Origin of the sequence: Agrococcus carbonis, assembly GCF_900104705.1 — a bacterium.
Taxonomy (GTDB): domain Bacteria; phylum Actinomycetota; class Actinomycetes; order Actinomycetales; family Microbacteriaceae; genus Agrococcus; species Agrococcus carbonis.
Genome location: NZ_LT629734.1, coordinates 1,683,072 through 1,695,344, shown reverse-complemented (window position 1 = coordinate 1,695,344; position 12,273 = coordinate 1,683,072). Strand labels below are relative to the sequence as shown.

The following is a 12,273-nucleotide window of genomic DNA, read 5'->3' as shown; positions in this document are numbered from 1 at the left end:
CTCGATGCGCCTGGCCGCCGCGCCCCTGACCGACCTCGCCCGGTGGTCGGTGCTCGTGCGCGACCTCGCGACCGGCGAGGTGCTGCTCGCGCACCAGCCCGACCGGGCGCTTCCGGCGGCCTCGCTCGGCAAGCTCGCGCTGCTCGTCGCGGTCGCGGCCCGCATCGAACGGGGCGAGCTCGCGCCCGACGAGCGGCTCGATCGCGCCTCGGTGCCGCCGGTCGCCGACTCAGGCCTCTGGCAGCACCTCGCGCAGCCGACCCTCTCGGTCGCCGACGCCGCAGTGCTCGTCGGCGCCGCGAGCGACAACCTCGCGACGAACGTGCTGCTGCACCGGCTCGGCGAGGGCGAGGGCCGTGCCGCAGGCACCGGGGCGGATGCGGTGGCGCGCGAGTGCGCACGGCTCGGCATCCACGGGGTGCGCCTGCACCGCCCGGTGCGCGATGCGCCCGACGCATCCGACCCGACCCCGCTCAGCAGCGTCTCGGCCGCAGGCGCGGTCGACCTGCTCGCTCGGCTCGACGCCGGCACGGTGGGGACGCCCGCGGTCGGCGCACGGGCGCTCGCGTGGCTGAGGCACTCGCTCGACCTGTCGATGGTCGCGTCGGCGTTCGGCGCCGACCCCCTCGCGCATGGTCACGAGGAGGGCCTGCGCCTCCTGAACAAGACGGGCACGGATGCGCAGGTGCGCGCCGACGCCGGGATCGTGCGCGGCGCTCGGCGCGGCCTCGTCTACGCGGCGATCGCCGAGTGGGAGCCGGGCGTCGACGCGCGCGACGCGGTGCTCGCCTCGATGCGGGGGCTCGGCGCGGCGATGCGCGCGCTGCTCGACGCGGAGCGCTAGCGCGAGTAGGTCGCGACGAGCCGGTTCTGCTCGAGGATCGCGTCCCCGTACCGCTCGAGGAACTCCTCGCGGGTCGGCTCACCCTCGACGCGGCGCGACAGGGCGTACACCCAGAAGTAGTAGTGGTGGTCGCCGTGGCCGACCGGAGGCTGCGGGCCGAACCACGCGCGCTCGCCCTCCTCGTTCGGTCCCGTGCGCACGGCCGCTGGGTCGACGACGCCGTCGTGCGGGGCGATGCCGTAGGCGGTCCAGTGCGTGTAGCCGTGCGGGAGCGGCGCATCCGGGTCGTGCACGACGATCGCGAGCTCGACCGCGCCGTCCGGCACGCCGGTCACCGTGAGGCTCGGCAGCGCGTTGTCGAAGTCCGCGGTGAAGCGGTCGTCGATGCGGCCGCCGGCGGTGAGGTCGTCGCTGGAGATCGCGAGATCGGCGATGTTGAGGCCCATGGAGTCGTCCTTCCATTGCGGTGAGCTCGGGATCCGAGCATGGCATCCGGTCACTGGCGGTTGCTGGGGCCGCGGTAGCCGACGCGATCGTTCCCCCACGCAGAGAAGCGGGGCCGCCCCGATGGGACGGCCCCGCTCGTGCGGCGCTCACGCGAGCAGCTGGCGTGCGACGGAGTCGAGCCGGCGCTGCTCACGAGCCTCGAGTGCCTGCTCGTAGGCGAGGTCCTCCCGACGACGCTGCTCGCTCATCTCGGCCGTGAGGGCCCAGCGTGCGAGCAGCTGCGAAGCGCTGAGTGCTGCCTTGCGGGCTGCAGGCAGTCTGCGTGCTGCGTACGACATGGTGGTTCTGCTTTCTGGCATGGCGATATCGCGCCTTCTTTGGGCGCGCGATATCGAGGAATGGATGATCGTTCTTGAGCGCATCGAATTGCACCGCGTATTGCAGTTGCGGATGCGTGGAATTGCGACGGATGCGTCAGGCGACGACCGAGAGGTCGCGACGGACGCGCGTCACAGCAGTGCGGTGTTGCGGGGGCGGACGCAGGGGAAGCAGGCGTTGTGTCGCCTGGCAGAAGCGGTGCTCGGAGGCTACCGCGTCGTTCAGCCGCTGCGCTCGGCCGCTAGGAGACCCCGCCCGGAAGAAGGGGCCCAGCGGTCATGGTGATCGTGTCAAACATGGCGAGCTCCTCTCTTTCTCGGTGGCGGAAGATCGCGATGACGAAGGTATAACGACGCGAGCAGGAAATGCAAGCCCAAGTCACAGATTTCTTGGATGAATTTCTGAGGCGAGCGTGGCGAGGAGACCGCGCCGCTCGGCTCGGCCTGTGGAGAACCCACCGGCTGGGCCGGACGGTTCGCGTAACCTGCCCGCATGCTCGGTCGGCTCGCTCCCGGTGTTGCGCTCGCTTCGATGGCGGCGCTGGTGCTCGTCGGCTGCTCGCCCGGGGAACCGACTGACGAAGAAGTGGCGGCGGAAGTGCGCGCGACCTTCGAGGGCTTCTACGCGACGGTCGATCGCCAGTTCGCGTCTGGCACGACGTCCGCTCGAGAGCTTGAGGCCTTCGCAACGGCTGAGATGGCGACCGTATGGGCTGCCGACATCCAAGCCGTGCTCGATTCTGGGCAGGTCAGCCGGGGCGTTCTCGCGCTGACCAACATTGAGCTCACTGACGTTTCCACCGACTCCGTCTCGGCGTCGTTGTGCACTGATGGCCGCCAGATCGAGTCCACGGATGCTGATGGACGAGCGCTTGAACCCAGCGGACTGGTTCCGTGGAGCGCCACCTTCGTTCGAGATGTCGAAGGCCACTCGCTGTTGCTGGACGATCTGCAGCCGACGACAGACGACTCGGTATGTGGGGCGTAACAGCTGTGGCACTTGCCGCGGCGGTTGTGACGGGACCGGTCGCGGGTCCCTGGCACGCGGCTAACGACCGCTGCACTCCGGTGCTCGTCGCGACAGGAAACTGCAGCATCGATCCAGGAACCGGCGAACTCGTCGTCGGCGGTCGCATTCCCGGACAAGGCGCGCCTCCAGCGGAAGTAGAAGGAGTTGCCCGCCCCCGGCCCCCAGCGGCCGGCGGCTCGACGCCCAACTACAACGACCCCTGTCCCACGTGGGACGACCCGACGGCCTGCGCGCGGTACTACGACACCGCGCCCGTCGTAGTACCGGCGGAACCTGCCGAAACCGTGGATGAAGAAGCCGCTCCCGCGATCACGATGGCCGACATCGCTCGGTTCGCGCCGGTCGCGGGAGAGCTCGTGGTCGAGCCAGACGGTTGGGGCGTCGTGGGCACGCCGACCAACTTCTACGCGACGGCCGAGTCGCACACCATGGAGGGCGAGCTCTTCGACATGGCGATTCGGGTGCGGTGGACGCCGACGTCGTACCGGTTCGACTACGGCGACGGCACCGTGCACGAGAGCGAGGCCTCGGGCGCACCTTGGCGCGGCACCGAGGAGTCCTGGACGGAGACGACCACGAGCCACACGTACTCGAGCACCGACGACGTCACCGCATCCGTCACCGTCATCTTCACAGCGGAGGTCGATGCCGGCGGCGGGTGGTTCGCCGTGCCCGGGACGCTGCCGGTGGAAGCACCGGCGGTCGCCGTGAAGGTGTTCGCTGTCGACACCGTGCTCACCGACGGCGACTGCCGGGCCAGTCCGTCCGCGCCGGGTTGCGGCTAGCGCGACGGCGGCTCGTCGCCGTTGGGGGCGGGGTCGAGCGGGCTCTGATCGCCTGCGGCATCGTCGCCGGGCCCGGCGTCGCCCGACGCGCTGAAGGCCGCTCCGAGGGCGATCCCGATGCTCGCGCCCACGCCGATCCAGAGCGCGAGGTTGTCCTGCGCGACACCGATCGCGACGCCGATCGCGATGCCCATGGCGATGCCGACGCCGACCATCGGTGTGCGGTCGCGCTTCCCTGCCATGGCTCCACGGTAGAGCGGCGCGCGGTGCACCGACTCCGCCTGGCGACGGAGATCGCGCCGTAGAGTCGCCGCATGCCCACCACCTCGCTCGGCTGGGGCCTGCTCGGCGCGGGCGGCATCGCCGGCGCCTTCGCCCGCGATCTCATCCCACGCGGCCATCGCGTCGTTGCGGTCGGCAGCCGCGACGCCGACCGCGCCAGCGCCTTCGCCGACCGGCACGGCATCCCGCACGCGCACCACGGCTACCAAGCGCTCGTCAACGACCCCGACGTCGACGTCATCTACGTCGCCACGCCCCACTCGCACCACCTCGAGCACGCGCTGCTCGCGATCGAGGCGGGCAAGCACCTGCTGGTCGAGAAGGCGTTCACGATCACGGGCGACGAGGCGCAGACGCTCGCGGATGCCGCCCGCGCGCGAGGCGTCTTCGTCATGGAGGCGATGTGGTCGCGGTTCCTGCCGACGATGGTCGCGGTGCGCGAGCGGATCGCAGCGGGCGACCTGGGCGAGCTGCTGAGCGTCACCGCAGACCACTCGCAGGTGCTCGACCTCTCCCCCGGCAGCAGGATGATCGAGCCGAGCCTCGGCGGCGGCGCGCTGCTCGACCTCGGCGTGTACTGCGTCTCGCTCGCGCACGACCTGCTCGGGCCGGTCACGCGCATCCAGGCGTCCGGCGTGGTCGACGACGCGGGCGTCGACCACCGCGGCGCGGCGATCCTCGACCACGAGGGCGGCGGCATCTCGACGGTGACCTTCTCGATGGAGGCGCTCGGCGCCAACAGCGCGACGGTCGTCGGCACCGCCGGCGTCATCGAGCTGCAGCCGTCGTTCTACGAGTGGGTGCGCTACTCGCGCCGCAGCAGCGGCGATCGCAGCGCGCTCGTCGAGAGCTACGAGCCCGAGCGCGACGGGCGAGGCATGCAGTTCCAGGCCGCCGAGGTCGAGCGCTGCATCGCCTCGGGCCGGCTCGAGAGCGAGCTCATGCCGCTCGACGAGAGCGTCGCGATCATGCGCGTGATGGACGAGATCCGGCGGCAGCTGCGCGGCTGACCGACGCCGCAGTCGCGGGACGCCTCGTAGGGATCGGTGCACACCGGGCGGACGACGGGTCGTCGGTCCTGATCATCCGGATGCGATCAACCCTTGCGCGAGAGCCGACGCGACCGTACTGTCTCGTTTATCGATATACCGATGAACGAGATAGGAGCCGTCATGAGCAAGGTGGACCTCGACCGGGCGGTCGGTCGCGCACTCGGCCGCGGCGGCCTCATCGCCGTCATCGTCGCCGCCGCCATCGGCCTGCTGTGGACGTTCGCGCTCGCCGCGCTGCACATCACGCACTCGATCAACCGCACTCCGTCCTACGAGGTGCTCGTCGCCAGCCCGGTCGACGTGCGGCCCGACATCGTCGCGGATGCCGAGGTGCAGTACGCGACCGTGTTCTTCGTCCCGCAGACCCCCGACGCCACTGCGATGCTGCTCGAGTCGATCGGGGTGGGGTCGCGCTACGCCATCGGGGTGCTCGCCGGACTCGTCGTCATCTGGCTCGCGGTGCAGCTGCTGCGCCGCCGGAGCCTCGGCGTCGGCACTGCCGTGTCGCTCGGCGTGCTCGCGATCGGGATGCTCGCGGTGTCGGTCGCGGCACCGATGCTCGAGGCGCAGGCGACCGTGGTCGCGATCGAGGCGGCCGGCATGCCGACGGAGTACACGACGCCGGTCTTCGGCGAATCCGACGAGACGATCGTCATCGCACCGGCCCCGCACTGGCAGAGCATCGACTTCTCGCTGCTCGCCCTCGGCGCCGTCACCGGGCTCGCCGCCCTGCTGCTCGGGCGTGCCGCGCGTCTGCAGGAGGACACCCGGGGGCTCATCTGATGGCCCGCAAGGCCGACGAGCCCACCGGCGTGCACTGCCGGCTCGATGAGCTGCTCGACGAGCGCGGGATGACCCTGACCGAGCTGAGCCGCGCGGTCGACATCACGTTCGCCAACCTGTCGGCGCTCAAGAACGACCGCGGCCGGGCGATCCGGTTCTCGACGCTCACCGCGATCTGCCGAGCCCTCGACTGCGAGATCGGCGACCTGCTGGTGCTGGAGGACTGAGCCGCACCTCCCCGGTTCTCGTCAGCGCGCGGCGGCCGCCTCGCGGGCCGCGATGCGGGCGCGCACCTCGGGCCTGCGGAGCGGCGGCACCGTCTTCGGCGGTTGCCGCCGCTCGGGCAGGTCGTCGAGCAGGTGCTGGGTGATGTGCGCGATCTCGTGCACGGCGCGCTCGAAGGCGTCTCGCGTGCGGTCGGTCGGATGCGTGATGCCCGACACCTTCCGCACGTACTGCCGGGCGGCCGCCTCGACCTCCTCGTCGTTCGCGGCGGGCTCGAGGCCGCGGAGCTCGGTGATGTTCCTGCACATGGCAGTCACGGTAGGCGGGGTGGGGTGGGCGCGCCAGAGGGGTGGTGGGTCTGATGCGCCGTCGTGCGGGCGGCTGGTCGACCGGCGAGGGGCGGCGGTGGGTCTCGATACGCCGCCCTGCGGGCGGCTACTCGACCGGCGGGGTGGGGCGGTTGGTCTCGATACGCCGCCCTGCGGGCGGCTAGTCGACCAGCGAGGGGGCTGGCGGTCTCGTGACGCGTCCGGGCGAAGCCCGGGCGCTCCTCGACCAGCGGGGAGGGGCGCTCCTCGACCTGCGGAGTGGCCCGGTCAGGACTCCTTCGTGATCTCGACCGAGACGAAGAGCTGGCTCTTGCCGGCGCCCGCGTAGACGCCGCGCAGCGGCGGCACGTCGTTGTAGTCGCGGCCGAGGCCCACCTTCACATGGCGCTCGCCGATGTCGATGAGGTTCGTCGGGTCCCACGCGTTCCACTCGCCCGTGAACCACTCGACCCACGCGTGCGACTCGCCGCGGATCGTCTCGCCGATCTGCGCGTTCGGGCGCGGATGCAGGTAGCCCGAGACGTAGCGCGCGGGGATGCCGACACCCCGCAGGGCGCCGATCGTGATGTGCGCGATGTCCTGGCAGACGCCCTTGCGGGTCGGCCATGCCTCGGAGGCGAGCGTGTGGACGTGCGTGACGCCCGACATGTACTCCATCTCGTCGCCGACCATCCGTGCGATGGCCGCGGCGGCGGCGCCCGGCGTCTCCGAAGCATCCGCGATCTCTCGGGCGGTGCGCATCAGGTCGTCGGTGGGGCGGGTGCGCGGCGTCTGGCCGAGCTGCTCGACGTACTGCGTCGCGCGCTGGGCGACCTTCTCGAGCTGCTCCCACGAGAGGTCGCGGCCGCCCGTCAGGCGCGGGCGCACCTCGACGAGCGAGGTCGCGGTGAGCTGCAGCTCGGTGTGCGGGGCGAGCACGTCGAACGAGACGACCGTCGTGCCCCAGTAGTCCTCGTAGCTGTTGACCGACGTGTTCGGCCGGATGTCGAGGTTGGAGTAGATGACGAACTGGCCGTCGCTCGTCGACGGCAGCATGCGCGACTCGTTGTAGCTCGCGACCGCCGGCTGCTCGTAGCGGTAGCCGGTGGTGTGGCGGATGCGGATGCGGCTCACGATGCCTCCCTCGTCCAGGCGGGCATGTTGTGGGTCGGGAAGTAGCGCTCCCGCACGGCGTTCGAGACCGCCGTCGTGGTGGTCTGCACCTTGTCCATGACCGTCGGCAGGTCGTCGATGATCTCCTGGATGGGCCGGAACTCGAGCTCCGCGCGGATCTGCCCCAGCATCCGCTCGGCCGCCCCGACGTAGCCGACGCGCTCGCGCCGCGGCTCGATGTCCTCGAGGCACTGCTCGGCGCCGCGCACCGAGAAGAGGATCGAGCGCGGGAAGAGCCGGTCGAGCAGCAGGAACTCGGCCGCGTTGGTGCTCGAGGGCACGCCGCGGTAGGTGCGCAGGTACGCCTCGTACGCGCCGACGGAGCGGAGGATCGTCGTCCAGGACGGCCCGCTCGCCTCGGTCAGCGCCCGCGTCGCGAGGAGGCGCGCGACCATGTCGGCGCGCTCGATGTAGCGGCCGAGCGTGAAGAAGCTCCACGCGTCGTCGCGGCTCGAGGTGGCGTCGGCCATGCCGCTCGCGAGCGCCATCCGCTCGCGCACCCATCCGAACATCGCGTGCACCTGCTCGGTGTTGACGCGGCGGGGCATGCCCGCGTAGGTCGCGTTCAGCACCTCCCACAGCTCGGTCGAGATGGTCTCGCGCGCGCGGCGGGCGTTCTCTCGCGCGGCGTTGACCGAGTAGGCGATGGATGCGGTCTGCGTGCGGTCGATCGCGAGGAAGTTCACCACGTCGGTGCGGGTGAGCTTCCGCTCGGGCGGCGCCTCGTGGCCCATGACGCCGAGCAGGGCGCGGCACGCGGTGTCCTCGTCGACCGCGACGTCCTCGAGCAGCAGCTGCAGGTAGACGTCGAGGATGCGGGCGGTGCCGTCGGCGCGCTCGATGTAGCGGCCGATCCAGAACAGGCTCTCGGCGATGCGGCTGAGCATCATTGCTGGGCGCCTTCCGTCGGGGCGAGCGCTGGTCGAGTAGCGGCCGAAGGCCGCGTATCGAGACCTGGTGCGGCGGTTGGTCTCGTGACGCGCGCGCCTCCGGCGTGCGCTCCTCGACCGGCGGGGTAGGTCGCGCGCTGCTGCTGCTGCTCCTCGGCCTGGCCGGTGCGCTTCGGCGCGTCCTGCGGCGACTGGTCCTGCGGATGCTCGTGGCCGGCCGTCACGACCGGCACGGGCCGCGTCATGGGCTCGCCCGATGCGCCGAACTCCGCGTCGTGGTCGACGACCGGGATCTGCTCGCGGGCGCCGGCGAGCACCCACGTGTCTTTCGAGCCGCCGCCCTGCGACGAGTTGACGACCAGCTGGCCCTCGGGGAGCGCGACGCGGGTGAGGCCGCCCGGCAGCACCCACACATCCTTGCCGTCGTTGACGGCGAAGGGGCGGAGGTCGACGTGGCGGGGGCGCACGCCGTCCTCGACGAGGGTCGGGATGGTCGAGAGCTGCACGACCGGCTGCGCGATCCAGCCGCGCGGGTCGTCGAGCAACCGCTGCTTGAGCGCCTCGAGCTCCTCAGGCGTGGCGTCGGGGCCGACGACGAGGCCCTTGCCGCCGGAGCCGTCGACGGGCTTGACGACGAGCTCGTGGAGGCGCGGGAGCACCTCGTCGAGCACGCCCGGCTCCTCGAGCCGCCAGGTGTCGACGTTCTTGAGGATGGGCTCCTCCGACAGGTAGTAGCGGATGAGCTCGGGCACGTAGGTGTAGACGAGCTTGTCATCGGCGATGCCGTTGCCGACCGCGTTCGCGATCGTCACGTTGCCGAGGCGGGCGGCGAGCATGAGGCCGGGGCTGCCGAGCATCGAGTCGGCGCGGAACTGCAGCGGGTCGAGGTAGTCGTCGTCGACGCGGCGGTAGATGACGTCGACGCGCGCGGGGCCCTCGGTCGTGCGCATGTAGACGCGGCCGCCCGAGGTGAACAAGTCGCGGCCCTCGACGAGCTCGACGCCCATCAGGCGCGCGATGAGGGTGTGCTCGAAGTAGGCCGAGTTGTAGACGCCGGGGGTGAGCACCACGACGCGCGGGTCGTCGACGCCGGCGGGCGCCGCGTTCCGCAGCGCGTGCAGTAGCTTGTCGCAGTAGTCGCCCACGGGCCGCACGCGCATCGACGAGAACATCTCGGGCAGGGTCTGGGCGATCACGCGGCGGTTCGACATGACGTACGAGACGCCCGAGGGCACGCGCACGTTGTCCTCGAGCACGCGCCACTCGCCGAGCTGGTCGCGGATCAGGTCGATGCCCGAGACGTGGATGCGCACGCCGTTCGCGCCGACGACGCCCGCGGCCTGGCGGTGGAAGTGCGTCGAGGTCGAGATGAGCTTCGCGGGGATGATGCCGTCCTCGACGGCCCGCTGCGGCCCGTACATGTCGGCGAGGAACGCCTCGAGCGCCCGCACGCGCTGCTGCACCCCCGACTCGACGTGCTTCCAGTCGCTCGCGGTGATGATGCGCGGGATCGCGTCGAGCGGGAACGGCCGCTCCTCGCCGGCGAAGTCGAAGGTGACGCCCTGCGCGAGGTAGGAGCTCGCGAGCGCGTCGGCGCGCTCGCGCAGGTCGTCCTTCGTCATCTCGCTCAGCGCGTCGTGGAGGGGCTTGTAGGGAGCGCGCGGCGCGCCCGATTCCTCGAACATCTCATCCCACGGCCGGCCCTCGCGCTTCCGCGGATTCGCGAAGGGCTTGTCGTAGTCGTCGAAGAGGTCGCCCATGTCGGCGAGCCTAACGGTGCGCGCTCCGGGCAACCCGATCGCGGGCACGCCGGTCGTCTCAATGCGTGAGTCACTCCGTCTTGGCCAGTGACCAAGACGCGCCTACGGTCACAACAAGACAGAAGGAGCGCGCATGTCACGAGCTGCACAGCGCATCGCCGTCATAGGGGCAGGAGCGATGGGGCTACCCATCGCCCGCCGCCTGCACGAGGCCGGGCACGACGTCATCGCCGTCGATCCGTTCGAGCCGCAGCGCGAGCGGATCGCGGCCCTCGGCATGGTCGCCGCGAGCCACGTCGACGAACTGCCCGAGCGCGACGTCGCGGTCCTCATGGTGGTCAGCGCGGAGCAGGTCGACGAGGTGGTCGCGAGCGCCTACATGCGCGGCGACCGCGCGCCGTCGCACGTGATCGTGATGAGCACGATCGGTCCGGATGCGGTGCGCGCGACCGCGGGAGCGCTGCAGTCCTGCGGCATCGCGGTGATCGACTGCCCGGTCACCGGCGGCATCGCCGGGGCCGAGGCCGGAACCCTCGTGCAGCTCGTCGGCGCCGACCGCGCCGCCCTCGAGGCCGTGCGACCGCTGCTCGAGCGGCTCGGCCGCATCGAGCACGTCGGCGCCGTCGGCGACGGGCAATCGATGAAGCTCGTGAACAATCACCTGGCGTGCGTGAACGCGACCGCTGTCGCCGAGACCATCAACTTCGCCCGGGCGCTGGAGCTGCCGCTCGACCGCGTCTTCGAGATCCTCCGCTCAGGAGCGGCGCAGTCGTGGATGCTCGAGAGCCGCTTCCTGCGCATGGCGCAGCCTCGCGACGAGCGCGCGACCGACACGGTCACGGCCATCATCGCGAAGGACTCGACCCTCATCCGAGAGGCCGCTCGGGAGGCAGGCGCCGTCATCCCGCTGCTGGACGAGACCTGGGACGTCTACCGGCGCGCCGTGGAGCAAGGCTGGGCGAAGGAGGACGACGCGTGCATCGCCGACCCGCCCGTCGCGCAGGGACGACTCGCGGGCGGCCCGGCTTCGGAGCCGAGTCCCTGAGGGCCGAGTCCCGTCGATGCGCAGTCGAGCTGCGCGCTCGCGTCAGCGCTCGCTGGTCGAGGAGGCGCGGAGCGCGAAGTGCTCGACGTTCGGCGCGCCGCGGAAGACGGGCCGCACGATCGCGCTCCACTGCTCGTACGCCGCCGATTCACGGAAGCCCACCGTGTGGTCCTCGACCGAGGCCCATTCGATCATCAGCAGGTATCGGTCGGGGCTCTCGACGGAACGGCGCAGTTGGTAGCCGACGAACCCTCTGGACGTCGACAGGACCGCATCCAGCCCGTGGCGGATGGTCGACTCGAATGCCTCGCCCCCGCCGTCCGCCGCTCGCAGGTCTGCCACCTCAAGCACCATGCGGCGCTCCTTCCTCATCGATCTCCAGGTCTTCCCGGATCCAGCGCAGCACCGATCCGTGCCGCGGCGCCCAGCCCAGCTCGTCGCGCGCGCGCACTGCGCGCACGCGGCTGTTGCTGCCGAACGTGAAGTACGCGCGCGCGGCGCCCCACCGCTCGGCCGCCTCGTCCGCGTCCCACGACTGCACTTCGCCGAGGCCGAGCCGGTCGGCGATCGCCACGCCGATCTCGGCGAAGGAGCTCTCTCCGTGCTCGGCGAAGTAGAAGGCGCCGGCGGGGGCGTGCGCGAGGACGCGCGAGTAGAGATCCGCGAGGTCATCGATGTGGACGGTGGACCAGCGGTTGACGCCGCGGCCGACGACGCGCACGACGCCGCTGCGCATTGCCTGCTCGACGAGGAAGGGCACTTGGATGCTGTCCCTGCGGATGCCGCGGCCTGTCCCGTAGATGAGCGACGGGCAGACGATCGAGCTGCGGACGCCGCGCGATGCTGCCGAGAGTACGGCGTCGTTCAGCTCCTGCCGAGCGCGCTTCCGTTCGTCGACCGGGAACTGCGACGCCTCGTCGTAGATCGCCTCCGACAACCGGGCGCCCTTGACGTCGTCGCCGACGACGCTCGACCCGCTCGTGTGGACGAGCGGCTTGCCCGTTCCCTCCAGCGCTGACACCAGCGCATCCGCGGACGCCCGATGATCGGCGTGCGCGCAGTGCACGACCGCGTCGGCGCGGATCGCCTCGACGCGCAGCAGCTCGAGGTCGTCGAGCTCCCCCACCACGGGTTCGATGCCCATCTCGCGCAGCGCTCGCGCGTTGCCGGCGTCGCGGGTCAGGCCGCGGACGACGAGCCCGTCGTCGAGCAGCCTCCTGGCGACGCTGCCGCCGATGTAACCGGAGGCGCCGGTGAGGAAGACGCGCACGC

17 protein-coding genes are annotated in these 12,273 nt (G+C 71.2%); 8 read left to right on the top strand and 9 right to left on the bottom strand.

Annotated features, from left to right (window positions below):
* The first annotated feature begins 4 nt into the window (after nucleotides 1–4).
* A complete protein-coding gene (locus BLT67_RS08235; RefSeq protein WP_092666574.1) occupies nucleotides 5–844 on the top strand; it encodes a serine hydrolase in 840 nt (279 codons plus the stop codon).
* Here the strand turns inward: BLT67_RS08235 and BLT67_RS08230 are convergent.
* Together BLT67_RS08230 and BLT67_RS08225 are read right to left on the bottom strand one after the other, a co-directional pair.
* Nucleotides 841–1,290: a YbhB/YbcL family Raf kinase inhibitor-like protein gene (locus tag BLT67_RS08230; protein ID WP_092666573.1), complete on the bottom strand. Its 450-nt coding sequence runs from the start codon at nucleotides 1,288–1,290 to the stop codon at nucleotides 841–843. The genes BLT67_RS08235 and BLT67_RS08230 overlap by 4 nt on opposite strands.
* 147 nt (nucleotides 1,291–1,437) lie before the next feature.
* Nucleotides 1,438–1,629: a hypothetical protein gene (locus BLT67_RS08225; protein ID WP_092666572.1), complete on the bottom strand. Its 192-nt coding sequence runs from the start codon at nucleotides 1,627–1,629 to the stop codon at nucleotides 1,438–1,440.
* On the opposite strand from BLT67_RS08225, the gene BLT67_RS08220 reads away from it, so the two are divergent.
* The 3 genes from BLT67_RS08220 (at nucleotide 1,628) to BLT67_RS08210 (ending at nucleotide 3,483) form a co-directional block, all read left to right on the top strand.
* A complete protein-coding gene (locus BLT67_RS08220; RefSeq protein ID WP_092666571.1) occupies nucleotides 1,628–1,954 on the top strand; it encodes a hypothetical protein in 327 nt (108 codons plus the stop codon). The genes BLT67_RS08225 and BLT67_RS08220 overlap by 2 nt on opposite strands.
* A gap of 207 nt (nucleotides 1,955–2,161) precedes the next feature.
* Nucleotides 2,162–2,656 (top strand): hypothetical protein, encoded by a 495-nt coding sequence (locus BLT67_RS08215; RefSeq protein WP_092666570.1) that lies wholly within the window; start codon nucleotides 2,162–2,164, stop codon nucleotides 2,654–2,656.
* Between the two features lie 326 nt (nucleotides 2,657–2,982).
* Nucleotides 2,983–3,483: a hypothetical protein gene (locus BLT67_RS08210; RefSeq protein ID WP_157674280.1), complete on the top strand. Its 501-nt coding sequence runs from the start codon at nucleotides 2,983–2,985 to the stop codon at nucleotides 3,481–3,483.
* Here the strand turns inward: BLT67_RS08210 and BLT67_RS08205 are convergent.
* Nucleotides 3,480–3,725: a hypothetical protein gene (locus tag BLT67_RS08205; protein ID WP_092666568.1), complete on the bottom strand. Its 246-nt coding sequence runs from the start codon at nucleotides 3,723–3,725 to the stop codon at nucleotides 3,480–3,482. The two genes, BLT67_RS08210 and BLT67_RS08205, sit on opposite strands and share 4 nt — an antisense overlap.
* 72 nt (nucleotides 3,726–3,797) lie before the next feature.
* Between BLT67_RS08205 and BLT67_RS08200 the strand changes: the two genes are divergently transcribed.
* The 3 genes from BLT67_RS08200 (at nucleotide 3,798) to BLT67_RS08190 (ending at nucleotide 5,827) form a co-directional block, all read left to right on the top strand.
* Nucleotides 3,798–4,775, top strand: coding sequence for a Gfo/Idh/MocA family protein (locus tag BLT67_RS08200; RefSeq protein ID WP_092666567.1), 978 nt, complete (start codon nucleotides 3,798–3,800; stop codon nucleotides 4,773–4,775).
* A gap of 162 nt (nucleotides 4,776–4,937) precedes the next feature.
* Complete coding sequence (locus BLT67_RS08195) at nucleotides 4,938–5,600, top strand: hypothetical protein (RefSeq protein ID WP_092666566.1); 663 nt, start codon at nucleotides 4,938–4,940, stop codon at nucleotides 5,598–5,600.
* On the top strand, nucleotides 5,600–5,827 hold the full coding sequence (locus BLT67_RS08190) for a helix-turn-helix domain-containing protein (protein WP_092666565.1): 228 nt from the start codon (nucleotides 5,600–5,602) through the stop codon (nucleotides 5,825–5,827). The genes BLT67_RS08195 and BLT67_RS08190 overlap by 1 nt, the downstream gene beginning before the upstream one ends.
* Nucleotides 5,828–5,848: 21 nt before the next feature.
* Here the strand turns inward: BLT67_RS08190 and BLT67_RS08185 are convergent, their stop codons facing one another.
* The 4 genes from BLT67_RS08185 to BLT67_RS08170 form a co-directional block, all read right to left on the bottom strand.
* Nucleotides 5,849–6,133 (bottom strand): DUF2277 domain-containing protein, encoded by a 285-nt coding sequence (locus tag BLT67_RS08185; RefSeq protein WP_092666564.1) that lies wholly within the window; start codon nucleotides 6,131–6,133, stop codon nucleotides 5,849–5,851.
* 288 nt (nucleotides 6,134–6,421) lie between these two features.
* The gene (locus BLT67_RS08180; protein WP_092666563.1) at nucleotides 6,422–7,267 is read right to left on the bottom strand and encodes a transglutaminase family protein; all 846 of its coding nucleotides are present in this window, start codon (nucleotides 7,265–7,267) and stop codon (nucleotides 6,422–6,424) included.
* Nucleotides 7,264–8,193, bottom strand: coding sequence for an alpha-E domain-containing protein (locus BLT67_RS08175; RefSeq protein WP_092667588.1), 930 nt, complete (start codon nucleotides 8,191–8,193; stop codon nucleotides 7,264–7,266). The genes BLT67_RS08180 and BLT67_RS08175 overlap by 4 nt, the downstream gene beginning before the upstream one ends.
* Nucleotides 8,193–9,956: a circularly permuted type 2 ATP-grasp protein gene (locus tag BLT67_RS08170; RefSeq protein ID WP_092666562.1), complete on the bottom strand. Its 1,764-nt coding sequence runs from the start codon at nucleotides 9,954–9,956 to the stop codon at nucleotides 8,193–8,195. The genes BLT67_RS08175 and BLT67_RS08170 overlap by 1 nt, the downstream gene beginning before the upstream one ends.
* Nucleotides 9,957–10,089: 133 nt before the next feature.
* On the opposite strand from BLT67_RS08170, the gene BLT67_RS08165 reads away from it, so the two are divergent.
* Nucleotides 10,090–11,001, top strand: a complete 912-nt coding sequence (locus BLT67_RS08165; protein WP_092666561.1) for an NAD(P)-dependent oxidoreductase — start codon at nucleotides 10,090–10,092, stop codon at nucleotides 10,999–11,001.
* A gap of 42 nt (nucleotides 11,002–11,043) precedes the next feature.
* Here the strand turns inward: BLT67_RS08165 and BLT67_RS08160 are convergent, their stop codons facing one another.
* Both BLT67_RS08160 and BLT67_RS08155 read right to left on the bottom strand, forming a co-directional pair.
* Entirely contained in the window at nucleotides 11,044–11,355 is a 312-nt protein-coding gene (locus tag BLT67_RS08160) for an antibiotic biosynthesis monooxygenase family protein (RefSeq protein ID WP_092666560.1), read from the bottom strand.
* Nucleotides 11,345–12,271: an NAD-dependent epimerase/dehydratase family protein gene (locus BLT67_RS08155; RefSeq protein ID WP_092666559.1), complete on the bottom strand. Its 927-nt coding sequence runs from the start codon at nucleotides 12,269–12,271 to the stop codon at nucleotides 11,345–11,347. Before BLT67_RS08155 ends, BLT67_RS08160 begins: the two co-directional genes overlap by 11 nt.
* Nucleotides 12,272–12,273 lie beyond the last annotated feature (2 nt).

Excerpts from the sequence above, each read along its gene's own strand:
- BLT67_RS08220 (WP_092666571.1), top strand. The coding sequence starts at position 1,628 with ATGGTGGTTCTGCTTTCTGGCATGGCGATATCGCGCCTTCTTTGGGCG.
- BLT67_RS08185 (WP_092666564.1), bottom strand. The coding sequence starts at position 6,133 with ATGTGCAGGAACATCACCGAGCTCCGCGGCCTCGAGCCCGCCGCGAAC.
- BLT67_RS08205 (WP_092666568.1), bottom strand. The coding sequence starts at position 3,725 with ATGGCAGGGAAGCGCGACCGCACACCGATGGTCGGCGTCGGCATCGCC.
- BLT67_RS08235 (WP_092666574.1), top strand. The coding sequence starts at position 5 with ATGCGCCTGGCCGCCGCGCCCCTGACCGACCTCGCCCGGTGGTCGGTG.
- BLT67_RS08175 (WP_092667588.1), bottom strand. The coding sequence starts at position 8,193 with ATGCTCAGCCGCATCGCCGAGAGCCTGTTCTGGATCGGCCGCTACATC.
- BLT67_RS08160 (WP_092666560.1), bottom strand. The coding sequence starts at position 11,355 with ATGGTGCTTGAGGTGGCAGACCTGCGAGCGGCGGACGGCGGGGGCGAG.
- BLT67_RS08170 (WP_092666562.1), bottom strand. The coding sequence starts at position 9,956 with ATGGGCGACCTCTTCGACGACTACGACAAGCCCTTCGCGAATCCGCGG.
- BLT67_RS08165 (WP_092666561.1), top strand. The coding sequence starts at position 10,090 with ATGTCACGAGCTGCACAGCGCATCGCCGTCATAGGGGCAGGAGCGATG.
- BLT67_RS08200 (WP_092666567.1), top strand. The coding sequence starts at position 3,798 with ATGCCCACCACCTCGCTCGGCTGGGGCCTGCTCGGCGCGGGCGGCATC.
- BLT67_RS08195 (WP_092666566.1), top strand. The coding sequence starts at position 4,938 with ATGAGCAAGGTGGACCTCGACCGGGCGGTCGGTCGCGCACTCGGCCGC.
- BLT67_RS08225 (WP_092666572.1), bottom strand. The coding sequence starts at position 1,629 with ATGTCGTACGCAGCACGCAGACTGCCTGCAGCCCGCAAGGCAGCACTC.
- BLT67_RS08215 (WP_092666570.1), top strand. The coding sequence starts at position 2,162 with ATGCTCGGTCGGCTCGCTCCCGGTGTTGCGCTCGCTTCGATGGCGGCG.
- BLT67_RS08190 (WP_092666565.1), top strand. The coding sequence starts at position 5,600 with ATGGCCCGCAAGGCCGACGAGCCCACCGGCGTGCACTGCCGGCTCGAT.
- BLT67_RS08230 (WP_092666573.1), bottom strand. The coding sequence starts at position 1,290 with ATGGGCCTCAACATCGCCGATCTCGCGATCTCCAGCGACGACCTCACC.